Here is a 23475-nt window from a genome sequence, read left to right as displayed (position 1 = left end):
CCCGGCCTGACGCGCCGCGCGCCGACGCGGCGATGCTTCGCGCCTTGCTCGACGCGTTGCATGACCCCGCAGTGCGCGATCTCGCGTGGCTGCTTCTGAGCGCCGATTTGTTGCGTCCGCAACCGCCGGCAGGCGAGTTGGCCACGCTTTTTCATACGCCGCAGGAACTCGCCGAAACGCTGGACTTTCTGCGCTCGCTCGACGCCGCGCCCGAGCCTTTGCATCGCGATCTCGCGGCGACGCGCATCACGCGGCTTGGCCGCTACGCCGAACGTCTGCTGGGCTGGTTTCTGCAGCACGGACCGGCGGCGCGGCTCGTCGCGGCCGGTGTGCCGTTGCGGCGCGCAGGCGTCACGCTTGGCGAATGCGATTTTCTGCTCGAAACGCAAGAAGGCGCGCGGCTTCACTGGGAACTCGCGGTGAAGTGCTATCTGCATGCGGGCCATTCCGGCACGCACCACGCGTCAGAGCTATCGGACTATGTCGGCCCAAATCTGAAAGACCGCTTCGATCTGAAGCTCGCCCATCTGCTCGGCCATCAATTGCTGTTGAGCGCGCGTGAAGACTTCGCGTCGGCCGGCTATCCGGGCTCGTGGACGCCGCAAATGTTCATCAAGGGCTGGCTGTTCTATCGGCACGGACACGGCGAGACGCCGGCCGATCCCGTCGAACTCGATCCCGCGCATGGCCGCGGCTGGTGGGTGACGCATGGCGAGTGGCTGCGGTTCGCGTCGGCGCATGGCCGGCATTGGCGCACGTTGCCGCGTCTCGAATGGCTGGCGCCGCGCCGCTATCGTGTGGACGAACAACACGCGGCCAGCACGCCCTTCGTCGATGCACAAACACTCGCGGCTCAAACTTCACAGCAGCACGTTCCGACGATGGTCGCCGCATTCGACGAAGACACGACGGGCAATCTGCTCGAACGCAGTCGCGGTTTCATCGTGCCCGACGATTGGCCGCAGCGGGCGAGGGACTACGCACGGCAGCAGTAGCAGTGGGCGCGCTGCGTTACCACCATCGATAGAAATGATGCACCGGCCCGACGCCGCTGCCGACGTCGAGGCGATCGCTCGCCTGCAATGCGCCGGTCAGATATTCCTTGGCATCCGCGACCGCGCTCGCCAGATCGCCGCGTTGCGGGATCAGCGCTGCAATCGCCGACGACAGCGTGCAGCCCGTACCGTGCGTGTTCTTCACCGGTACACGCGGACCGCCCAGCCGCAGCGTGCCGCTCTCCTGCACCAGCCAGTCGGGACTGTCGGCGGCGTTCAAATGGCCGCCCTTCATCAGCACCGCGCGGGCGCCGAGCGCGCGCAGCGCTTCGCCTTGTTCGAGCATCGCGGCTTCGTCGGCAGCGGCTTGCGCGCCGCCGAGCAGCGCGGCGGCTTCGGGCAGATTGGGCGTCAGCAGATCGGCAAGCGGCAGCAGTTCGTCGCGCAAGGCCGCGACCGCGTCGGGCAGCAGCAGCGCATGGTTGCTCTTCGAGATCATCACGGTATCGAGCACGATGTGCGCGGGCTTGTGCCGGCGCAACGCGTCGGCGACGGCGCGCACGATCGACGCATTGGCCAGCATGCCGATCTTCACGGCGTCGATGCGGATGTCGTCGAACACCGCGTCGAGTTGCGCGCTGACGAAGCCCGCGTCCGGCGCGTGAATCGCGGTGACGCCGCGCGTGTTCTGCGCGGTCAGCGCGGTGATCACGCTCGCGCCGTAAGCGCCGAGCGCGGAGAAGGCCTTCAGATCGGCCTGAATGCCGGCGCCGCCGCCCGAGTCGGAACCGGCGATCGTCAGCACATTGGGAATCGATTGGGTCATGGCAAAGCGGACGGGCACAGCAGCGTAAAGCCGCGAGGACGGTTGACGGTGGGCGGCCCGACAACCGGGCCGCGCGCGTGGTTCAGTGCTTGACTTCGCCGATCAGCGCGACCGAGTCGAACGCGCGCTGATTCGCCTGGTGACGTCGCATGACGAGCCACATCATCACGCAGACGAAGGTGCCGAACAGCACGATCACCGCCGCGACCGGCACGTCGAGCCAGACGAGCACCGCGTACAGGCACAGCATGACAAGCACGGAGAGATTTTCGTTGAAGTTCTGCACGGCGATGGAATGGCCGGCCGACAGCAGCACGTGGCCGCGATGCTGGAGCAGCGCATTCATCGGCACGACAAAGAAGCCCGACAGGCCGCCCACGATCATCAGGAAAATGTACGCGAAGATCAGATAGCCGGGCACATGCATGCGGCCGAAGTACAGCCCCCAGTGAGCGGGGAACAGGTGGCGCGTGTAGAACGCCATCAGCATCACGGCAATGCCCATCATGATGCCGACCGGCAGCACCGACAGCGACTTTTTGAGCGGCACGCGCGAAGCCGCGAAGATCGCGCCGGCCGCGACGCCGACGGCCACCACCGCCTGCAAAATCGCGGCTTCGGAGAGCGACATGCCGAGCGACACTTCCGCCCACTTCAGCACGATGAATTGCAGCGTCGCGCCCGCGCCCCAGAAGAGCGTGGTGACGGCCAGCGAAATCTGCCCGAGCTTGTCGCGCCACAGCACGACGAAGCAGTCGGCGAAATCGGTCACGAGCTTGATCGGACCGTGCTGCTGCTTCGGATAGCGCGCGCCGGTATCGGGAATCCGCAGATTGAAGAGCGCCGCGATCACATAGATCACCATGATCACGAGCATCGCCGCTTCGGCGGGCGTGTTCACTGTGGGAATGTGGTGCCGCAGAATGGGCGCCGCGATATGCGGACTGATCAGCGCGCCGCCGAGCACGGTGCCGAGAATGATCGAGCCGACCGTGGTGCCTTCAATCCAGCCATTGGCGGCAACCAGGCGGTCAGGCGGCAGCAGTTCCGTGAGAATGCCGTATTTGGCCGGCGAATACGCCGCCGCGCCGAAACCGACAATACCGTAGGCAATAAGCGGATGCGCGCCGACCAGCATCGTGATGCAGCCGAGCACCTTGATCGTGTTCGTGATGAACATCACGCGTCCTTTCGGACGGGAATCGGCGAAGGCGCCCACGAAGGCGGCAAGAACGACGTACGACAGCACAAAGAACAGCTTGAGCAGCGGCGTCATCCAGTTCGGAGCGTGAAGATCTTTCAGCAGTGCGATAGCGGCGATCAGAAGCGCATTGTCGGCCAGCGACGAAAAAAACTGCGCGGCCATGATGGTGTAAAAACCTTTTTTCATCTGATGCGATGCTGTCCTCGCTGCGGTCTGTCCGCCCCGGCCGTTTGTTATGCGTCCGGGCTTATGCCGTTCGAAATGGGTTGTGCGCACGGCTTTATATCATGAAAATAGCTGCATTCAGACTAGCAGAATCCTTGATCGCACCGCCCAGCGGGCTGCCGCGCGTTGAAAACGCCCTGTAAGCCGCTGATTCGCAAGCGTCTTTACGAAAATATTCCATGCCGCGCCCCCTCTCAGCCACGATTCACACGTCCGCCCTTGCCAATAACCTTGCCGTCGCGCGCCGCTATGCGCCCAAATCGAAGATCTGGGCGGTCGTCAAGGCCAACGCCTACGGGCATGGCCTCGCGCGCGCTTTTCCAGGTTTGCGCGCAACCGACGGCTTTGGGTTGCTGGACCTCGAAGAAGCCGTGAAGTTGCGTGAATTGGGCTGGGCCGGCCCGATTCTTTTGCTCGAAGGCTTTTTCCGTCCGACGGACATCGACGTCATCGACCGCTATAGCCTCACCACGGCGCTGCATTCGGACGAGCAGTTGCGCATGCTGGAAATGGCGCGGCTCTCCAAGCCCGTCAACATCCAGTTGAAGATGAACAGCGGCATGAACCGGCTCGGCTACACGCCGGAAAAATTCCGCGCGGCGTGGGAGCGGGCGCGCGCCTGCCAGGGCGTCGGCCAGATCACGCTAATGACCCATTTCTCCGACGCCGACAGCGAGCGCGGCGTGGCTCACCAGATGGAAGCGTTCGAGCGCGGCGCGCAAGGCATCGCCGGCGCGCGCAGCCTCGCTAATTCCGCTGCGACGCTGTGGCATCCGCAATCGCATTTCGACTGGGTGCGGCCGGGCATCATTCTCTACGGCGCGTCGCCTTCGGGCGTGTCCGCGGCGATCCAGGGCACCGGCTTGCAGCCGGCCATGACGCTTGCGTCGGAACTGATCGCCGTGCAAAACATCGCGGAAGGTCAGACCGTCGGCTACGGATCGCTCTTCAAGGCGCGCGGGCCGATGCGCATCGGCGTGGTCGCGTGCGGCTATGCGGACGGCTATCCGCGGGTCGCGCCCGAAGGCACGCCGGTGATCGTGGACGGCGTGCGCACGCGGATCGTCGGACGCGTTTCGATGGACATGCTGACCGTCGACCTCACGCCGGTTCCCACGGCGAACGTCGGCTCGCGCGTCGAATTGTGCGGCGCGTCGTTGCCCATCGACGATGTGGCGCGCGCGTGCGGCACGATCGGCTATGAGCTGATGTGCGCGGTCGCGCCGCGGGTTCCGGTGCGTGCGGAATGACGTAGGCGACAGCAAATAACAACCAAGCAACATTAGAACAACCGCAACTCGGGCAGGAACGCGTGGCAAAAGCAAAAACGTTGTACGTATGCAGTGAATGCGGCGGTCAATCGCCGAAATGGGCAGGACAATGCCCGTCATGCCAGGCTTGGAACACACTGGTCGAATCGGTTGCGGAAGCACCTTCCACACATCGTTTCCAGTCGCTCGCGAAGAGCGCGCCGGTGCGGCGTCTGGCCGACATCGAAGCGTCCGACGTGCCGCGCTTCACCACCGGCGTCGGCGAATTCGACCGCGTGCTCGGCGGCGGTCTGGTGCCGGGCGGCGTGGTGTTGATCGGCGGCGATCCGGGCATCGGCAAATCGACGCTGTTGCTGCAGTCGCTCGCCGAAATTGCCGCCGACAAGCGCGCGCTCTACATCAGCGGCGAGGAATCGGCTGCGCAAATTGCGTTGCGCGCGCAACGATTGTCGCTGCTCGAACCGGGTTCGAAGGCGAGCGAGTTGCAATTGCTCGCCGAAATCCAGCTGGAAAAAATTCAGGCGACGATTGCCGACCAGCGGCCCGATGTCGCCGTCATCGATTCGATCCAGACCGTGTACTCGGACGCGCTCACGTCCGCGCCCGGTTCAGTCGCCCAGGTGCGCGAGTGCGCGGCGCAATTGACGCGCATCGCGAAGCAGTCGGGCACCACGATCATCATGGTCGGCCACGTCACGAAAGAGGGCGCGCTCGCGGGGCCGCGCGTGCTGGAACATATCGTCGACACCGTGCTGTACTTCGAGGGCGACACGCATTCGTCGTTTCGCCTCGTGCGCGCGATCAAGAACCGCTTCGGCGCGGTCAACGAACTCGGTGTGTTCGCGATGACCGAGCGCGGTTTGCGCGGCGTCGCCAATCCGTCGGCGCTTTTTCTGTCGCAGCATGAACAGTCGGTGCCGGGCTCGTGCGTGCTGGTGACGCAGGAAGGCACGCGGCCGCTGCTGGTGGAAGTGCAGGCGCTCGTCGATGCCGCCAATGCGCCGAATCCGCGGCGCCTCGCGGTCGGCCTCGAACAGAATCGTCTCGCGATGCTGCTCGCGGTGCTGCATCGGCATGCGGGCATTGCCTGTTTCGATCAGGACGTGTTCCTGAACGCGGTGGGCGGCGTGAAGATCACCGAGCCGGCCGCTGACCTCGCAGTGCTGCTGGCCATTCATTCGTCGATGCGTAACAAGCCGCTGCCCAAAGGTCTCGTGGTGTTCGGCGAAGTCGGCCTCGCCGGCGAAATCCGGCCGTCGCCGCGTGGTCAGGAACGTCTGAAGGAAGCGGCCAAGCTCGGCTTTTCGGTAGCCGTGATTCCGAAGGCCAATGCGCCCAAGCAGCCGATCGAAGGCTTACAGGTCGTTGCGGTCGAGCGTATCGAACAGGCAATCGACCGGGTTCGTACGCTCGAGTAGACGGGCGTTTCGCCGCTGCCGCGACCGGGGCGCGCGCGGCGCTTGCCGTAATGCGCGGTAAATATCTCCAGGTTGGCTGTAACCAACAAGCCCTTCCTTTTTCCTTAAGCTGCCAGGGTATTGCATCCCTTCGATGCCGGAAAAAGGATCGCGCCTTGAAACAGTCACATGAAACCGTAGCCGAGCGGCCGATACAGGTGCGCGGTTGCCGGGTCTCCGCGCCCATTCAGCAACCGTGGGGCGGCGCTTGCCGGATTGTCGAGTGGATCGACCGGACCGGACAGATTTCACGCCGCGTGGTAGCGGGCGACGCCACCGCCGCCGACGTGCGCGCCACCATCAATCGCCACGTGGAAGGCCGCAAGCATCTGCTTTACGACGATGAAAAGACGCCGCGTCAGACGTTGCCGCGGCAGACGGTGGCGCGGCGGTAGTTGTCGGCGGCGTCCTCGGGTTGGGATGAGGAGCGAAGGGCGCTTTAGCCTTCGCTTTCCTTGTTGCGCTGACCGAACGCGTCGAGCTCGTGGTTCGGCTCATGCGCTTGATCCGCTTCCTGCGTTTCATACGCCCGCGGATCAAACAGCACATGCCGCGCCGCTTCCGCCGCCGTCAGTACAGGCGAGACGCAGCAATCCAGCGGCTCGAGCAGCGCGACCCATTCGTCGAGTGCGCGCGAGCCGAACACGTCAGCAAGCTCCTGCGTGAGCGCGGCGGCGTCCGGTCCGCCAATCGCCTGACCAAGACTCCAGTGACGAGTGGCCCACTCGGGGTGATCGAGCGCCATGCACAAGCTCTCCCAGAACTTCAGTTCGAGCGCGCCGACCGCGAGCCAGCGGCCGTCCAGCGTGCGGTAGAGGTTGTAGCAGGGCACCCCGCCGTTCAGCAGACCCGAACCCGCGCGTGTTTCTTCCGGCGCCTGTCGCGCTGCGCTTGCCGCCATGTTTCCCGCTGCGCTTGCTGCTATGTTTGCCGCGGCATTCTCATTGGCAAGCGCAACTTGCGCGACCACGTTATGCGCATGCGTGGCGTGCGTCATGGAAACGTCGACAAAGCGGCCCTCGCCGCCGCGCGACACCTGCCACAACGCGGCGAGAATCTGCGTGACCGCGCTAAGCGCGCCGCCAAGCAGATCGGCGATCTGAAAGTTGGGCACGATAGGCGTGCCGTCGCGACTCTGGAGTTGATCCAGCACACCCGCGTAGCCGATGTAGTTCAGGTCGTGCCCGGCGCGATCGGCGAATGGTCCGCGTGCGCCGTAGCCGCTAATCGCGCAGTACACCAACCGCGGATTGGCCGCGCGCAGCGTCGCATAGCCGACGCCGAGCCGGTCCATCACGCCCGGCCGGAAGCTTTCGATCAGCACGTCCGCCTCGGACGCGAGCGCGCGCAGCACATTGCGTCCCGCTTCGGATTTGAGGTCGAGACGCGTCTCGCGCTTGCCGCGATTGACGAGCCGGTAGAACGCGCCGGGCCGCCCGGCTACGCGGTCGCTCGACGACTGCATCATCGTGCGGGTAGGGTCGCCGGCGCCGGGCGCTTCGATCTTCAGCACGTCGGCGCCGAGTTCCGCAAGCCGCAAAGCGGCAACCGGGCCGGGGAGCAGGCGCGTGAGGTCGAGCACGCGCAGGCCCTTTAGAGGCGGTGGCGCGGCGTCGGCCGGCGCGGACTCGCCGAAAGACGAAGCAGATGCAGCAGATGCAGCAGATGCAGCAGATGCAGCAGATGCAGCGGAAGACGTCGCAGATGACAAAGCCAACCTCTCGTCGATGCCGGCGCGGATCGCAGCGAGCGTTCCGCTAACCGATTTGTTCGAGTTCCTCGTGTGTCTCGAGCCACTCGGCTTCGAGCGCCTCGAGGCGTGCGTTCACATCTGCCTGACGGCGGATCGCGTCCGTCAGCTTGCTCTTCTGAGCGGGCTCGTAACTGGCCGGATCGGCGACGAACGCGTCGAGCGTCGCCTTCTCCGCGTTGAGCGCGTCCATTTCCTTCTCGATCTTCGTGATGCGGCTTTGCAGCGGCTTTTTCAGATGCGCGAGCTTCTGACGCGTTTCTGCTTCGAGCCTGCGTTGCTCCTTGCGATTCACGCCGCCGTCAGCGCCGTTGTCGGTACCGTTCGAGCCACCGTTGGACACGCCGTTCGCCGCATTCCCCGCCTTCAACGCAGCGCGCTGCTCCGCTGCGTGCTGCAACAGCCAGTCGCGGTAATCGTCGAGATCGCCGTCGAATTCCTGCAGACGATGCTTCGCGACCAGCATGAACTGATCGGTCGTGGCGCGCAGCAAATGCCGGTCGTGCGAGACGAGAATCAGCGTGCCTTCGAACTGCGCGAGCGCCATCGTCAACGCATGCCGCGTCTCCAGATCCAGGTGATTGGTCGGCTCGTCGAGCAGGAGCAGGTTCGGCTTTTGCCAGATGATCAGCGCAAGCGCGAGCCGCGCCTTCTCGCCGCCGGAGAAGGGCGCGATCTTCGACGTCGCCATTTCGCCGGAAAAATTGAAGCTGCCGAGGAAGTCGCGCAATTCCTGTTCGCGTGTGTCGGGCGCGAGACGCGCGAGGTGCTGCAACGGCGTGTCGTCCGCGCGCAGCGTCTCCAACTGATGCTGCGCGAAATAGCCGATGCGCAAACCCTTGCCTTCGCGCACATGCCCGCCGAGCGGCGCAAGCGTGCCGGCCAGCGTCTTGATCAGCGTTGACTTGCCCTGGCCGTTCGCGCCGAGCAGGCCGATGCGCTGACCGTTCTGGATAGACAGCATCACACGCTCGACGATCGGAATCTCCGCGCCGTCCTCGCTGTGGTAGCCGCAGCGCACGTCTTCCATCACCATCATCGGATTCGGCGCGGAATCGGGCGTGCGGAATTCGAACGTGAACGGCGACGTGGCGTGTGCCGGCGCGATCAGTTCCATCTTTTCCAGCGCCTTCACGCGGCTTTGCGCCTGACGCGCCTTGGTGGCCTGCGCCTTGAAACGGTTGATGTAGCTCTGCAGATGCGCGACCGTGCGCTGCTGCTTCTCGTACGCATTCTGTTGCAGCGCGATCTGCTGCGCGCGCAGCACTTCGAATTGCGAGTAGTTGCCGCCGTAACGTTTGATCTGCTGCTGTTCGAGATGCAGCGTGACGTTGCAGACGGAGTCGAGAAATTCGCGGTCGTGCGAGATCACGATCAGCGTGCCCGGATAGCGATGCAGCCACTCCTCGAGCCAGACGATTGCGTCGAGGTCCAGGTGGTTGGTCGGTTCGTCGAGCAGCAGCAAGTCCGACCGGCACATCAGCGCCTGCGCGAGATTCAGGCGCATGCGCCAGCCACCCGAGAAGCTGCTGACCGGCTCGCGGGTCTGCTCGAGCGTGAAGCCGAGACCGAGCAGCAAGGCTTCGGCGCGCGCGGGCGCCGTGTAGCCGTCGGCGTCCGCAAAGGCTGCGTGGGCTTCGGCTTCGGCCGCGCCGTCGTGCGCGGCGGAGGCGGCGGCAATGCGTGCTTCGATCGCGCGCAATGCGGCGTCGCCGTCGAGCGTATAGGCGAGTGCGGTCTTGTCGGCAGCGGGCGTTTCCTGCGCGACGTGCGCGATCTGCCACGTGGGCGGGATCGAAAAATCGCCGCCGTCCGCGTGCAGTTCGCCGAGCAGCACGGCAAACAGCGTCGACTTGCCCGCGCCGTTTGCGCCCACGAGGCCGGCCTTTTCGCCGGGATTGAGCGTGAACGTGGTGTTGTCGAAGAGCGGCTTGGTGCCGCGCGCGAGGCTGAACTGGTTAAAGCGGATCACGAAAAGGCCGGCTGAAGAAAAACGCTATTTTAGACTGCCGGGGATGACACCGGGACCTTAGCCGGCATCGGCCATTCGGCCGACTGTATCGGCCGCGCTTTTGACATAGACTGACGGCTTTCGTGGGGAGAGCATATGACATCGATTTATTCTTTTACGGCCCGCACGCTAGGCGGCGAAGAAGTGAGCCTCGCGCAGTACGAAGGCAAGGTGCTGCTGATCGTCAATACGGCGAGCGAATGCGGGTTCACGCCGCAATACGCGGGCTTGCAAAAGCTCTACGACGACTACGCGGCGCGCGGGCTCACGGTGCTGGGCTTTCCATGCAATCAGTTCGGCAAGCAGGAACCGGGCGACGCCGCGCAGATCGGTAGCTTTTGCGAGAAGAACTACGGCGTGACGTTCCCGATGTTCGACAAGATCGACGTGAACGGCGCGAATGCGCATCCGCTGTTCCGTTATCTGACGGGCGAGGCGCCGGGGCTGCTCGGCCTCGAAGGCATCAAGTGGAATTTCACGAAATTTCTGATCGGCCGCGACGGCAACGTGGTCAAGCGCTATGCGCCGCTGACCAAGCCGGAGACGATTACCGAGGACATCGAAAAGCTGCTGTGAAACCGGCGGCACGTGGCGGGGTTTTAGAGAATCGGCGAGAACAGCCGGGCCACATGCATGAGTACGCGCCGCACCGCGCTCGCCTGGCGATACTCGTTGCGGTCGATCTCGCGCGATTGCGCGAAGTCGTCGAGCAGCATGGCTTCGACTTCTTTCGCAAATGACTGATCGACGGTCACGACCATGATCTCGAAGTTGAGCCGGAACGAACGGTTGTCGAGGTTGGCGCTGCCCACTGCGGCGGCCACCGTGTCGATCAGCACGACCTTCTGGTGCAGAAAGCCGGGTTGATAACGAAAGATGCGGATGCCCGCGCGCAGCGAATCGTACGCGTACAGCTTCGACGCTTCGAACACCACGACGTGATCGCGCCGGCTCGGAATCATGATGCGCACGTCGACGCCGCGCAGCGCGGCGAGCCGCAATGCGGAGAACACGGCTTCGTCGGGAATGAGGTAGGGCGTCGTGATCCAGATGCGCTCGCGCGCCGCGTTGATCGCTTCGACGAAAAACAGCGAGCAGGTTTCCTGCTTGTCGGCGGGGCCGCTCGGCACAACCAGGCAGTGCATGTCGTGGTTTGCGGCGGGCGTTGAGCTTGCGGGGAGCGACGCGTTCGTGGAGTCCACCGGCATCGGCGGCACATCGAGTTGCGGCAATTGCTGCGTGGCCCAGTACCAGTCCTCGGTGAACACGAACTGGATGCTCGCGACCGCCGGCCCGCGCACTTCGATATGCGTGTCGCGCCACGGCGAAAGCGGCGGCTTCGCGCCCAGATACTCGACGCCGACGTTGTGTCCGCCGACAAACGCGCGTTCGCCGTCGACGGAAACGATTTTGCGGTGATTGCGAAAGTTCAGTTGCAGCCGGTTGACGAACAGGCGATTGGTCGCGAACGGACGCGTGTCCACCCCGCCCGCGCGCAACGACGCGACGTAACGATGAGGTAGATCGAAGCTGCCGATGCTGTCGTACAGAAAATAGACGCGCACGCCTTGCCGCGCTTTCGCGATCAACGCTTCCTTGAACATCTCGCCGAGCGCGTCTTCACGGACGATGAAGAACTGCACGATGATGTAGTGACGCGCGTGCTCGATGGCGTCGAAAATGGCCTCGAAAGTCGCCGTGCCGTTCACCAGCGTACGCACGGCATTGCCCGGCAGAAACGGCATGCCGCCCAGGCGCGTCAGCGAGTGCACGAGCCTGCCGCCCAGCGCGTGCGCGGGCAGTTCGACCGACGAAGCCAGCTTGTCCCACTGCGGAGGATGCGCGTGCGTGCGCAACAGTTCGTTCTCGACGCGGCGGGCGTCGGCATAGCCGGCGAACTTGCTGCGCCCGAGGAAAAGATAAGGGACGAGCGTCAGATACGGCATCGCGACCAGCGACACGGCCCACGCGATCGCGCCTTGCGACGTGCGGGTATTGAGAATCGCGTGACACGCCGCGACCGCGCCGAGTATGTGCGCGAGGGCCACCAGCGTGCCGACGTGAAGCAGGTCGAATTGCATAGGCGAGCGAAGGGTTGAGCGAAATGCGGTGCCGGGGCGTCGGAGGAACGCGGGCAACGGCGCTCATCTTACCGAACGCGAGGCGGTTGGGGTGAGGGCGGGGTTTGTGTGGGGCGGCGGCGGGGGCGGGCTTAGAGCTTCTGTGGACTGCGCGTGCGCGTGCGCGCGGCGGCGCGCGTGCTCGCCGGCTGGCTTCGGCGCGCAGCCCAGCAAAAGAGGCAAGCCAACGCCGACCGGCGCGCAGGCGCCTCTCGCCCACGCACCGCTCGGCGCTAAAACATCGTCACAACATCAGAGAGGCAGATCCGCAGCCTGAATCAGGAACACGTTGTCGTCGCCGGCGCTCGTCGACAGCCAGACGAGGTTCAGGCCGCCGAACGCCGCTTCCACATGCTGACGCTCGTTGCCGATCTCGATCACGAGCACGCCGTCTTCGGTCAGCCAGTTGCGTGCGTCCGCAATGATTCGTCGCACGATGTCCATACCGTCCGGGCCGCCCGCAAGCGCCATTTCCGGCTCGTGCTTGTACTCGGCGGGCAGTTCCTGCATCGACGCCGCGTTCACATACGGCGGATTGCTGATGATCACGTCGTAGCGGCGCTGCGCGAGCGGCGCATAAAGATCGCCTTCGAAGAGCGCGATGCGGTCGTCGAGCTTGTAGTCGGCCATGTTGCGCGCGGCGACTTCGAGGGCCGGCGCGGACAGGTCCACCGCGTCGATGTCGGCATTCGGAAACGCGTGCGCCGCGAGAATCGCGAGACACCCGGAACCCGTACACAATTCGAGCACGGCGCTCACCTGCTCGGGATCTTCCACATACGGTTGCAGGCCGTCCTGCAGCAGCTCGCCGATAAACGAACGCGGCACGATCACGCGCTCGTCGACGTAAAAGCGAAAGCCGTGCATCCACGCTTCCTGCGTGATGTACGCGGCCGGCACGCGCTCGCTGGCGCGGCGCTCGATCACGTTGAGCACGGCGTCGATTTCGGCTGCCGAGAGACGCGCGTCCATGAACGGCTCGAGCAGGTCGAGCGGCAGATGGAGCGTGTGCAGCACCAGGTAGGCGGCTTCGTCGTAGGCGTTGGCCGAGCCGTGGCCGAACGAGAGCCCGGCCTGATTGAAGCGCGACACCGCGAAACGCAGCAGGTCGCGGACGGTGGAAAAGGGCAGCGTCATCGCAATAGTCCTTGAATGTCCCTCGTATGTGCCGAGGGTTAAGCGATCAGTTGTTCGAGCACGCGGCGATACACGTTCTTGAGCGGCTCGATGTGGGCAACTTCGATATGTTCGTCGATCTTGTGGATGCTGGCGTTCAGCGGGCCGAACTCGACCACCTGTTGGCAGATGCGCGCGATGAAGCGGCCGTCCGACGTGCCGCCCGTGGTCGACAGTTCGGTGCTCACGCCGGTTTCGTCCTTGATCGCTTTCGCCAGCGCGCTCGACAGTTCGCCGTGCGGCGTGAGAAACGGTAAGCCGCTGACCGTCCATTGCAGATCGTATTCGAGGCCGTGCCGGTCGAGGATCGCGTGGACGCGCTGCTGCAATCCTTCGACCGTGCTGGCCGTCGAGAAGCGGAAGTTGAACATGATGTCGGCGTGGCCGGGAATCACGTTGGTGGCGCCCGTGCCGCTATGAATGTTCGACACTTGCCAGGTGGTGGGCGGGAAGTACTGGTTGCCGTCGTCCCAGCGTTCGGCGACGAGATCGGCCAGCGCGGGCGCGAGCAGATGCACCGGATTTTTCGCCAGGTGCGGATACGCGATATGGCCTTGCACGCCCTTGACGACGAGTTTGCCCGACATCGAGCCGCGCCGGCCGTTCTTTACCGTGTCGCCGAACTGCGCGCTCGAAGTCGGTTCGCCGACGATGCAGTAGTCCATGCGTTCGCCGCGCGCCTGCAGCGCTTCGACCACTTTGACGGTGCCGTCGGTGGCGGGGCCTTCTTCGTCGCTCGTGATCAGGAACGCGATCGAGCCGCGATGCTGAGGATGCGCCGCGACGAATTCCTCGCTCGCCACCACGAAGCCGGCGATCGACGTTTTCATGTCGGCTGCGCCCCGGCCGTACAGCTTGCCGTCGCGATGCGTCGGCTCGAACGGCGCGGATTGCCATTGATCGAGCGGGCCGGTGGGCACCACGTCCGTATGACCGGCAAACGCGAGCAGCTTGCCCGCGCGGCCGTCGACGCCGCGTTTCACGGCCCACAGATTCGTCACGCCGTTCGATTCGATGGTTTCGTGCTCGAAGCCGAGCGCGGACAGGCGCTCGATCAGAAGGCGCTGGCAATGCTGGTCGTCGGGCGTGACGGAGGCGCGCGCGATCAGTTGTTCGGTAAGGGCGAGGGTGCCGGACATGGATTCAGTACAAGCCACTTGGAAATGAAAAAATGCCGGCTGGCGGTGAAGCACCGCAGCCGGCAACAGCTTTGACGCAACGCGGCGGACCGCGTTTTTAGATAAACAACGCCGCGCTCAGGCAAACAACGCCGCGTATTCGTCGGCGGAAAAACCGAGCGACTTGACGCGGCCGTTGACTACCAGCACCGGCCGCTTGATCACCGACGGCTTGTGGATCATCAACGCGATCGCGCCCGGCTGCGTGTCGGCAGCGGCCTTCATGTCGTCGGACAGGCCGCGCCATGTGGTGCCGCGACGGTTCAGCAGCGCGTCGAGCTTTACGTCCTTCAGCCAGTCCTGCACGAGCGGCTCGGTCACGCCGGCCTTCTTGAAGTCGTGAAACTCGAACTCGACGCCGTGCTCCTCGAGCCACACGCGCGCTTTCTTCACCGTGTCGCAATTCGGAATGCCGTAGACGACAGTTTTTGTGCCGCGCGCCATCAGTCGCCTCGCAGAAGCTCGTTCAGGCCGACCTTCGCGCGTGTCTTCGCGTCGACCTTCTTGACGATCACGGCGCAGTAGAGGCTATGCGAACCGTCCTTCGACGGCAGATTGCCCGCCACCACGACCGAACCCGCCGGAATGCGGCCGTACGACACTTCGCCCGTTTCGCGGTCGTAAATCTTGGTGCTCTGGCCGAGGTACACGCCCATCGAAATGACCGAGTTTTCCTCGACGATCACGCCTTCCACCACTTCCGAGCGCGCGCCGATAAAGCAGTTGTCCTCGATGATGACCGGGTTCGCCTGCAGCGGCTCCAGCACGCCGCCGATGCCCACGCCGCCCGACAGGTGCACGTTCTTGCCGATCTGCGCGCACGAACCGACGGTGGCCCACGTATCGACCATCGAGCCTTCGTCGACGTAAGCGCCGATGTTGGTGTACGACGGCATCAGCACGACGTTCTTCGCGATGAACGAGCCGCGGCGCGCGATGGCGGGCGGCACGACGCGAAAGCCGCCGGCCGCGAAGTCTTCAGCGGTGTAGTTCGCGAACTTCGACGGCACCTTGTCGTAGAACTGGCTGTAGCCGCCGGCCGGCATCGGCGCATTGTCTTCCAGGCGGAACGACAGCAGCACGGCTTTCTTCAGCCATTGATTGACGACCCAGTCGCCATCTTTCTTCTCGGCGACGCGCAGCGCGCCCTTATCGAGTTGCTCGATGGCGTGGGCGACGGCTTCGCGGACGTCGGCCGGAGCGGCCTTGGGCGACAGCTCGGCGCGGTTGTCCCAGGCGGTGTCGATGATCTGCTGAAGTTGTTGCGACATATGCGTGCTTTATGAAGAGTTGAAGTCTGAAGAAGGGAGGCGGTGTGCAGTGTTCGCGCAAAGCCGGCAGCGCAAATCCGGCAAGCGCAAACGCGGCAGCACGACAGTCAGCCCGCGAGCCCGCGGCAAAAATCGACGATTCGTTGCGCACCCTGCGTGCATTCGTCGACGTCGGCGACGAGCGCCATGCGCACGAAATTGCGGCCTGGGTTCACGCCGTGCGCGGTGCGTGCGAGGAACGAACCCGGCAGAACCGTCACATTATAGTCGGCGTAAAGACGCTGGGCGAACTCGGTATCGGAGAGGCCGGTGCGCGAGACGTCCGCCCACAGATAGAACGCGGCGTCCGGCAGACGCACGTCGAGCACCTCGGCGAGCATCGGCGTGACCGTCGAAAATTTCTGCACGTATTTCGCGCGGTTCTCGCGCACATGCGCCTCGTCGTTCCAGGCCGCGATGCTGGCGCTCTGATACACGGTCGACAACGCCGCGCCGTGGTACGTGCGGTACAGCAGGAAGTCCTTGAGGATGGCGGCGTCGCCCGCGACGAAACCCGAGCGCATGCCCGGCACGTTCGAGCGCTTCGAGAGGCTCGACAGCATCACGAGCCGCTCGTAGCCGCGGCCCAGTTTGTGCGCGGCTTCGAGGCCGCCGAGCGGCGGCCTGGCTTCGTCGAAGTAGATTTCGGAGTAGCACTCGTCGGAGGCGATCACAAAGCCGTGACGGTCCGACAGCGCGAAGAGTTCGCGCCAGTCTTCGAGCGTAAGCACGGCGCCCGTCGGATTGCCTGGCGAGCAGACGTACAGCAGCTGCGTGCGGGCCCAGATCTCTTCGGGCACCGCCGAGTAATCGCACGCGAAGTTGCGCGCCGGGTCGCTGTTCACGAAGTACGGCTCGGCGCCCGCGAGGATCGCGGCGCCTTCGTAGATTTGGTAGAACGGGTTCGGACAGAGTACGATCGCAGGCTCGCCTTCTGCATTACGCTTCGGGTCGATGACCGTTTGCGCGAGCGCGAACAGCGCCTCGCGCGAGCCCGACACCGGCAGCACCTCAGTCGCGGGATCGACGGGCGGCAGACTGTAGCGCTGCGTGACCCAGGTCGCGATCGACTCGCGCAGCGGCGCCGACCCGAGCGTCGCCGGATACGCGGACAGACCGCCGAGCGAGGCGATCACCGCGTCGCGTATCAGCGCGGGCGTCGGATGCTTGGGCTCGCCAATACCGAAGCTGATATGCGCGAGGCCGGCGGCCGGCGTGACGTCCTTGAAAAGCGCGCGCAGCTTTTCGAACGGATAGGGCTGAAGGGAGTCGAGTAGCGGATTCACTGGGCGGATCGGGCCTGATCGAAGAAAGCGCGGAAAGAGGTGCGACGACGCATGCGCCTCCGCTGGTGTCCTGTCGAGCCGCGCTAAGTGGCGGCGGGACGGCGGCGGCGAGCAGGGAATTATAGCGTGGCGTGGGGCGGGCTTGGGCCTGACGCGGCGCGGACGGCGCGGGCCGTAACGCGAGCAGCAACGCAAACAACGACGAGCAGCAATACAAGCAGCAACACAAGCAACAAGACACGCAGCAACACGAACAGCAACACCGCAGGAGCAGCAATGTACGCAGGAGCCGGGCAGACATCCAGGCAATGCAGCCGTGAAAACACCGCTGCTTTCCACACCAGCAACAGCAGTAACGCGCGCAAAACCAGCAACACCAGCAACGCCATCGAGCGAATCGCCGCCACGCTCTCGCGGAGCCCGTCGCCATGACGAACTGGCTGCGCACAGGCTGGCCGACGCTCGCGATCATGCTGGGCGCGTCGGTGTGGGGCGTGATCTGGTATCCGTTACGGATGCTGGCGTCGCTCGGCGTTACGGGCACGGCGGTGAGCGCGCTGACGAGCGGCGCGGGTTGCCTGTTCGTGCTGCTCGTGCGTCATCGGGCCATCCGGACCGTGCGCTGGCACTGGCTGCTGCCGGCGCTTGCGCTCGCCGCGGGCATCACGAATCTCGGCTTCGTGTGGGGCTCGATCCACGGCCAGGTGATGCGCGTGCTGCTGCTCTTCTATCTGACGCCCGCGTGGACCGCGCTGTTCGCGCATTTCATCCTGCATGAGCGCCTGACCTGGCCGGGCGCGGGTCTCGCCGCGCTGTCGCTCGTCGGCGCGATGACGATGCTATGGTCGCCGCAGCTCGGCATTCCGCTGCCGGGCAACCTCGCCGAATGGGCGGGCCTCGCGGGCGGCATGGGCTTCGCGATGAGCAACGTCCTGATCCTCAAGACAAGCCGCGTGTTGCCGCAGATGAAACCGGAGATGCGCACCGCGACCATCTTCGGCGGCGCGGCGATTTTCGGCGCGTGCGCGTCGCTGTTCGAAGCGATGCCCTCGCCGCCGACGGGCGCGCATCTCGGCACCGCGGCGTGGCTCGTGCTGGGGCTCGGTTTCCTGCTGGCGTCGAACAACATGCTGGTGCAGTACGGGCTCTCGCGTGTGCCGGCCAACCGGGCGTCGATCATCATGCTGTTCGAACTCGTGGTGACGGCGCTCTCCGCATGGCTCTTCGCCGGCGAAACGCCCGGCCCGCGCGAATGGGCGGGCGGCGCGTGCATCGTGCTGGCGTCGGCGCTGTCGAGCTGGATGCATCGCCCGAAGGCCATGCCGCCCGATCCCGCCAATCAGGACACAGGCGACGCCGCCGCGGACGACCGCGACAACAACGACGACAACAAGCACGACAGCGCGGGCGACCAGTCCAACGACCGCAAGAACCGCCGACGCGCGATGGTATGATTGCCCCTCATTAGCCGGCGCATGCGCGACGCGCGTGCAACCGGCGCCCCAATTCCCGAGGGCTGGCAAGGACCGTAGGCCGTCTCGCCGCAGCCGCGAACGGCTCGTGCGGTCTTCGTGAGCCACCTATTATTTTTCCTTCTCAAACAGCGAAATCGCCGTGCGTCTGACCTCGATCAAACTCGCTGGATTCAAGTCATTCGTCGATCCCACGCATTTCCAGGTTCCGGGCCAGCTAGTCGGCGTGGTCGGACCGAATGGATGCGGCAAGTCCAACATCATCGACGCCGTGCGCTGGGTGCTCGGCGAATCGCGCGCCTCCGAGCTGCGCGGCGAGTCGATGCAGGACGTGATCTTCAACGGTTCGACTGCGCGCAAGCCGGGCAGCCGCGCGAGCGTCGAACTCGTGTTCGACAACGCGGACGGCCGCGCCGCCGGCCAGTGGGGCCAATATGCGGAGATTGCCGTCAAGCGCGTGCTGACGCGCGACGGCACCTCGAGCTACTACATCAACAATCTGCCGGCGCGCCGCCGCGACATCCAGGATATTTTTCTCGGCACCGGTCTCGGGCCGCGTGCGTACGCGATCATCGGGCAGGGCATGATCGCGCGCCTGATCGAAGCGAAGCCTGAAGAATTGCGCGTGTTTCTCGAAGAAGCCGCGGGCGTCTCGAAGTACAAGGAACGCCGCCGCGAGACCGAGAATCGTCTGCATGACACGCGGGAAAACCTGACGCGGGTCGAGGACATCGTCCGCGAACTGAGCACGAATCTGGAGAAGCTCGAAGCGCAGGCGGTGGTCGCCACGCGCTACAAGGAACTGCAGACCGATGGCGAGGAAAAGCAGCGTCTGTTGTGGCTGTTGCGCAAGAATGAGGCGGGCAGCGAGCAGGAACGTCAGCAGCGCGCGATCGAACAGGCGCAGATCGACCTCGAGGCGCAAACCGCCAAACTGCGTGAAGTGGAAGCGCAACTCGAGACGCTGCGCGTCGCGCACTATTCGGCGAGCGACGCGATGCAGGGCGCGCAAGGCGCGCTCTACGAGGCGAACGCCGACGTCAGCAAGCTCGAAGCCGAGATCAAGTTCATCGTCGAATCGCGCAACCGCGTGCAGGCGCAGATCGCCGCGCTCACCGCGCAGCGCGAGCAATGGCTCGCGCAGGCCGAAAAGGCGCAAGGCGATCTGGAAGACGCCGAGGAACAGCTTGCCGTCGCCGAAGAAAAAGCGGTAGTCGCCGAGGAAGAAGCCGCGGCGAAGCATGACGCCATGCCCGCGCTCGAAGCGCGCTGGCGCGATGCGCAAGCGGAACTGAACGCGGAGCGCGGCGGCATCGCGCAGACCGAACAGGCGCTCAAGCTCGAAGCCGCGCACCAGCGCAACGCCGACCAGCAATTGCAGCAGTTGCAGCAGCGTCATGAGCGGCTGAAAGCGGAAGCCGGCGGTCTCGATGCGCCCGACGAAGCGCAACTCGAAGAACTGCGCATGCAGCTCGCCGAGCACGAAGAAATTTTGCACGACGCGCAAGCGCGTCTCACGGATGCGCAGGAAACGCTGCCGCGTCTGGACGCCGAACGGCGCGCCGCGCAAGAGCGCGTGCAGGCCGAAAGCGCGCAGATTCATCAGCTCGATGCGCGCCTCGCCGCGCTCAAGCAGTTGCAGGAAAACGTGCAGACCGAAGGCAAGATCCAGCCGTGGCTCGAAAAGCACGAACTGGGTGCGTTGCCGCGTCTGTGGAAGAAGCTGCATGTCGAAGCCGGCTGGGAAGCCGCGCTCGAATCCGTGCTGCGCGAGCGGCTTGCCGCGCTCGAAGTGTCGAATCTCGACTGGGTCAAGGCGTTCGCCACCGACGCGCCGCCCGCGAAGCTGGCGTTCTACGCACCGCCCGTCGCCGGGCAGCCGGTTGCGGCGCCCGCTGGGCTGCGGCCGTTGCTGTCGCTGGTGCGGATCGACGACGCCGGCATCCGCGCCGTGCTCAACGACTGGCTCGGCCTGGCTTTCGTCGCCGACGATCTGCAGCAGGCGCTCAGCATGCGCGCGCAGTTGCCCGAAGGCGGCGCGTTCGTCGTGAAGGCGGGGCACGTGGTGACGCGAGTCGGCGTGCAGCTTTATGCCGCCGATTCCGAGCAGGCCGGCATGCTGGCCCGTCAGCAGGAAATCGAAAATCTCGCGCGCCAGGTGCGCGCTCAGGCTTTGCTCGCCGACGAAGCGAAGGCCGCCGCGATCCGCGCCGAAGCCGCGCACACGCAAGCCGCGCAGGTGCTGACCGACGTGCGCCAGCAAGCCGAGCGCGCGACGCAGCGTGTGCATGCGTTGCAGCTCGACGTGCTCAAGCTCACGCAGGCGCACGAGCGCTACACGCAGCGCAGCACCCAGATTCGCGAGGAACTCGAAGAGATCAACGCGCAGATCGACGAACAGCGCGCGCTGCGTGCCGAGTCGGAAGCGAACTTCGAGCGTTACGACGGCGAACTCGCAGAATTGCAGGCGCGTTTCGAAGATCATCAACTGGCTTTCGAGGCGCTCGACGAAGAGCTGACCACGGCCCGCGGACAGGCGCGCGATCTCGACCGCGCCGCCACCGACGCGCGCTTCGCCGCGCGCAACATGGCCGCTCGCATCGACGAATTGAAGCGCAGCATTCAGGTCGCGCATGAGCAAAGCGAGCGCGTGGCGGCGTCGCTGGAAGACGCGCGCGCCGAGCTCGAAACGATCAACGAGCAGACCGCGCACACCGGCTTGCAGGACGCGCTCGACATTCGCGCGGTCAAGGAAGAGGCGTTGCACGCCGCTCGCCTCGAACTGGACGACCTGACCGCCAAGCTGCGAGCCGCCGACGAAACGCGTCTGACCGCCGAGCGCGCGCTGCAACCGCTGCGCGATCGCATCAACGAATTGCAGTTGAAGGAACAGGCCGCGCGGCTGAACGGCGAGCAGTTCGTCGAGCAACTGGCGGCAGCGGGCGTGGACGAGGCGGAACTGCAGGCCAAGCTCACGCCGGACATGAAGCCGTCGTACCTGCAGGGCGAAGTCACGCGCATCAACAACGCGATCACCGCGCTCGGTCCGGTCAACATGGCCGCGCTCGACGAACTGAAGGCGGCGACCGAGCGCAAGACGTTCCTCGACGCGCAATCGGCCGATTTGACGAGCGCGATCGAAACGCTCGAAGACGCGATCCGCAAGATCGACGCGGAAACGCGCACGCTGCTGCAAGGCACGTTCGACGAAGTGAACCGTCATTTCGGCGAACTGTTCCCGCGTCTTTTCGGCGGCGGCCAGGCGAAGCTGATCATGACCGGCGACGAAATTCTCGACGCCGGCGTGCAGGTCATGGCGCAACCGCCGGGCAAGAAGAACTCGACCATTCATCTGCTGTCCGGCGGAGAAAAAGCGCTGACCGCGACCGCGCTGGTGTTCGCGATGTTCCAGTTGAATCCCGCGCCGTTCTGTCTGCTGGACGAAGTGGACGCGCCGCTCGACGACGCCAACACCGAACGTTTCGCGAACCTCGTGCGCGCGATGTCCGACAAGACCCAGTTCCTTTTCATCTCGCACAACAAGATCGCGATGGAAATGGCGCAGCAACTGATCGGTGTGACGATGCAGGAGCAGGGCGTGTCGCGCATCGTTGCCGTCGACATGGAAACGGCTGCGGGTTTCGCCCAGAATATCGTTTGAGCTTAGGTTCGAATTCGGTTCGAATTTCGTTTGAATCATGGAAGCGCGGCCGCCCGCGTTCAGCGCTGCGGCCGCGGCTGCGCGACACGTGGAGCGGGCATCGGGCCGCGCATATAAAGAATTGCTGATGGAGCATGCATGGACGAGTTGACACTCGGTTTGATCGGCGCGGGCGCCGTGGTGGTCGGGGGCGTGGTCGTGTACAACGCGTGGCAGAGCGCCAAGGTGCGTCGCAAGATGCCGCGGCCAATGCCGGCGGACGCCGCGGAGAGTTTCGCGCGCGACGACCACGAGGAGCAGAGCCCGTTCATCGAACCGGCCCGGCCGACCACGCGCCGCGAGCCGGTGGTCGGCGCGGATACGTCTGCCGATACGGCGTCGGCGCGTGTAGAGCCGACTTTCGGCGCGCCGGTGGGCGCTGCGCCGCTCGATACGCCGGCTGATATTCAGGCCGAGACGACTACGCCGAACGGTTTTACACCAGCGGGCAATGACGACGATGCCGAGCGCGGTGCGAGCGCCGGTGCTGACAAAGACGCAGCGGCAGCACAATCCGCCGACGCTTCGCGCGAGTCCGACGAGCACATCGAACCGATCCTGCCTGCGGCCACTACGATTTCGTCGGCGCCGCCGGCCATCGTCGATCGCCGCATCGACTGCATCGTGCCGATTCGTCTGAACGGACCGGTTGCGGGCGACAAGGTCATCCCGCTTGCGCAGCGTTTGCGCCGCGCGGGCAGCAAGCCCGTGCATATCGAAGGCAAGCTCGAAGGCGGCGCGTGGGAACTGCTGCAAAACGGCGCGCGTTACGAAGAGCTGCGCGCGGCCGCGCAGTTGGCCAACCGCAGCGGCGCGCTCAACGAACTCGAGTTTTCCGAGTTCGTGACAGGCGTGCAGCAGTTCGCCGACGCGCTCGACGCATCGCCGGAATTTCCCGACATGCTCGAAACCGTGGCGATGGCGCGCGAGCTCGACGCTTTCGCCGCACAATGTGACGCGCAGTTGTCGATCAACGTGCTGTCGGACGGCGCGCCGTGGTCGGCCAACTATGTGCAGGCGGTCGCTTCGCAAGACGGCTTGCTGCTGTCGCGCGACGGCACGCGCTTCGTCAAGCTCGACGCGCGCCAGAGCCCGGTGTTCATGCTGCAGTTCGGCGACACCAATTTCCTGCGCGACGACCTCACGTACAAGGGCGGGCAGATGATCACGCTGGTGCTCGACGTGCCGGTCGCCGACGAAGACATCCTGCCGTTCCGTCTGATGTGCGACTACGCGAAGTCGCTGGCCGAGCGCATCGGCGGGCGAGTGGTCGACGATGGTCGGTGCCCGTTGCCCGAGACCGCGCTGCTCGCGATCGAAAAGCAGCTGATGACGCTTTACGCGAAGCTCGAGCAGGCCGGCATTCCGGCGGGCTCGCCGGCCACGCGGCGCCTCTTCAGCCAGTAACTCACCGAAGGTTTCCAGTGTTGCCGACGGCCGCGCGATGCGCGGCCGTTGTCGTTTGCAAATGACGTTGCGCTCACTTTAACGCCA

Annotated in this window: 19 protein-coding genes; 8 read left to right on the top strand and 11 right to left on the bottom strand. The window is 65.0% G+C overall.

Annotation, left to right across the window (positions count from 1 at the left end):
- Positions 1-32 precede the first annotated feature (32 nt).
- Positions 33-995 (top strand): DUF1853 family protein, encoded by a 963-nt coding sequence (locus AB6809_RS10005; RefSeq protein ID WP_371026522.1) that lies wholly within the window; start codon positions 33-35, stop codon positions 993-995.
- A 16-nt stretch (positions 996-1011) separates the two neighbouring features.
- On the opposite strand, the gene thiD is transcribed toward AB6809_RS10005, so the two are convergent.
- Together thiD and lplT are read right to left on the bottom strand one after the other, a co-directional pair.
- A complete protein-coding gene (gene thiD, locus AB6809_RS10000; RefSeq protein ID WP_006052997.1) occupies positions 1012-1821 on the bottom strand; it encodes a bifunctional hydroxymethylpyrimidine kinase/phosphomethylpyrimidine kinase in 810 nt (269 codons plus the stop codon).
- An 82-nt stretch (positions 1822-1903) separates the two neighbouring features.
- Positions 1904-3211: a lysophospholipid transporter LplT gene (gene lplT / locus AB6809_RS09995; protein WP_006052998.1), complete on the bottom strand. Its 1308-nt coding sequence runs from the start codon at positions 3209-3211 to the stop codon at positions 1904-1906.
- 218 nt (positions 3212-3429) lie between these two features.
- Between lplT and alr the strand changes: the two genes are divergently transcribed.
- The 3 genes from alr (at position 3430) to AB6809_RS09980 (ending at position 6373) form a co-directional block, all read left to right on the top strand.
- Complete coding sequence (alr, locus tag AB6809_RS09990) at positions 3430-4500, top strand: alanine racemase (protein ID WP_371026521.1); 1071 nt, start codon at positions 3430-3432, stop codon at positions 4498-4500.
- Between the two features lie 62 nt (positions 4501-4562).
- Entirely contained in the window at positions 4563-5939 is a 1377-nt protein-coding gene (gene radA / locus AB6809_RS09985; protein WP_371026520.1) for a DNA repair protein RadA, read from the top strand.
- Between the two features lie 155 nt (positions 5940-6094).
- Positions 6095-6373, top strand: a complete 279-nt coding sequence (locus AB6809_RS09980; RefSeq protein WP_006053001.1) for a DUF2866 domain-containing protein — start codon at positions 6095-6097, stop codon at positions 6371-6373.
- Between the two features lie 44 nt (positions 6374-6417).
- Here the strand turns inward: AB6809_RS09980 and AB6809_RS09975 are convergent, their stop codons facing one another.
- The gene (locus AB6809_RS09975) at positions 6418-7560 is read right to left on the bottom strand and encodes a CaiB/BaiF CoA transferase family protein (protein WP_371026710.1); all 1143 of its coding nucleotides are present in this window, start codon (positions 7558-7560) and stop codon (positions 6418-6420) included.
- A gap of 175 nt (positions 7561-7735) precedes the next feature.
- Positions 7736-9700, bottom strand: a complete 1965-nt coding sequence (locus tag AB6809_RS09970; protein ID WP_371026519.1) for an ATP-binding cassette domain-containing protein — start codon at positions 9698-9700, stop codon at positions 7736-7738.
- A 135-nt stretch (positions 9701-9835) separates the two neighbouring features.
- Between AB6809_RS09970 and AB6809_RS09965 the strand changes: the two genes are divergently transcribed.
- Complete coding sequence (locus AB6809_RS09965; protein ID WP_371026518.1) at positions 9836-10315, top strand: glutathione peroxidase; 480 nt, start codon at positions 9836-9838, stop codon at positions 10313-10315.
- Between the two features lie 23 nt (positions 10316-10338).
- Here the strand turns inward: AB6809_RS09965 and cls are convergent, their stop codons facing one another.
- From cls to AB6809_RS09930, 7 genes are all read right to left on the bottom strand, one after another.
- Positions 10339-11820 carry a cardiolipin synthase gene (gene cls, locus AB6809_RS09960; protein WP_371026517.1) on the bottom strand — a complete coding sequence of 494 codons (1482 nt, stop codon included), beginning with the start codon at positions 11818-11820 and terminating at the stop codon, positions 10339-10341.
- Positions 11821-12111: 291 nt separating this feature from the next.
- Complete coding sequence (gene prmB / locus AB6809_RS09955) at positions 12112-12996, bottom strand: 50S ribosomal protein L3 N(5)-glutamine methyltransferase (protein WP_371026516.1); 885 nt, start codon at positions 12994-12996, stop codon at positions 12112-12114.
- A 38-nt stretch (positions 12997-13034) separates the two neighbouring features.
- Positions 13035-14174, bottom strand: a complete 1140-nt coding sequence (gene dapE, locus AB6809_RS09950) for a succinyl-diaminopimelate desuccinylase (protein WP_371026515.1) — start codon at positions 14172-14174, stop codon at positions 13035-13037.
- Between the two features lie 117 nt (positions 14175-14291).
- Positions 14292-14657, bottom strand: coding sequence for an ArsC family reductase (locus tag AB6809_RS09945; RefSeq protein WP_006053008.1), 366 nt, complete (start codon positions 14655-14657; stop codon positions 14292-14294).
- Positions 14657-15484, bottom strand: a complete 828-nt coding sequence (gene dapD / locus AB6809_RS09940) for a 2,3,4,5-tetrahydropyridine-2,6-dicarboxylate N-succinyltransferase (protein WP_053858274.1) — start codon at positions 15482-15484, stop codon at positions 14657-14659. Before dapD ends, AB6809_RS09945 begins: the two co-directional genes overlap by 1 nt.
- A 107-nt stretch (positions 15485-15591) precedes the next feature.
- Positions 15592-16809, bottom strand: coding sequence for a succinyldiaminopimelate transaminase (gene dapC / locus AB6809_RS09935; RefSeq protein WP_371026514.1), 1218 nt, complete (start codon positions 16807-16809; stop codon positions 15592-15594).
- Positions 16810-16928: 119 nt separating this feature from the next.
- The gene (locus AB6809_RS09930) at positions 16929-17198 is read right to left on the bottom strand and encodes a hypothetical protein (RefSeq protein ID WP_371026513.1); all 270 of its coding nucleotides are present in this window, start codon (positions 17196-17198) and stop codon (positions 16929-16931) included.
- Positions 17199-17237: 39 nt separating this feature from the next.
- On the opposite strand from AB6809_RS09930, the gene AB6809_RS09925 reads away from it, so the two are divergent.
- The 3 genes from AB6809_RS09925 (at position 17238) to AB6809_RS09915 (ending at position 23388) form a co-directional block, all read left to right on the top strand.
- Positions 17238-18263 (top strand): DMT family transporter, encoded by a 1026-nt coding sequence (locus tag AB6809_RS09925; RefSeq protein WP_371026512.1) that lies wholly within the window; start codon positions 17238-17240, stop codon positions 18261-18263.
- Between the two features lie 160 nt (positions 18264-18423).
- Positions 18424-21942: a chromosome segregation protein SMC gene (gene smc / locus AB6809_RS09920; RefSeq protein WP_371026511.1), complete on the top strand. Its 3519-nt coding sequence runs from the start codon at positions 18424-18426 to the stop codon at positions 21940-21942.
- 138 nt (positions 21943-22080) lie between these two features.
- Complete coding sequence (locus AB6809_RS09915) at positions 22081-23388, top strand: cell division protein ZipA C-terminal FtsZ-binding domain-containing protein (protein ID WP_371026510.1); 1308 nt, start codon at positions 22081-22083, stop codon at positions 23386-23388.
- The last annotated feature ends 87 nt before the right edge of the window (positions 23389-23475 follow it).

Source organism: Paraburkholderia sp. RCC_158 (genome assembly GCF_041355255.1).
Classification (GTDB): domain Bacteria; phylum Pseudomonadota; class Gammaproteobacteria; order Burkholderiales; family Burkholderiaceae; genus Paraburkholderia; species Paraburkholderia graminis.
The sequence above is the reverse complement of the archived record's forward strand: the minus strand, read 5'-3'. Positions and strand labels throughout refer to the sequence as shown.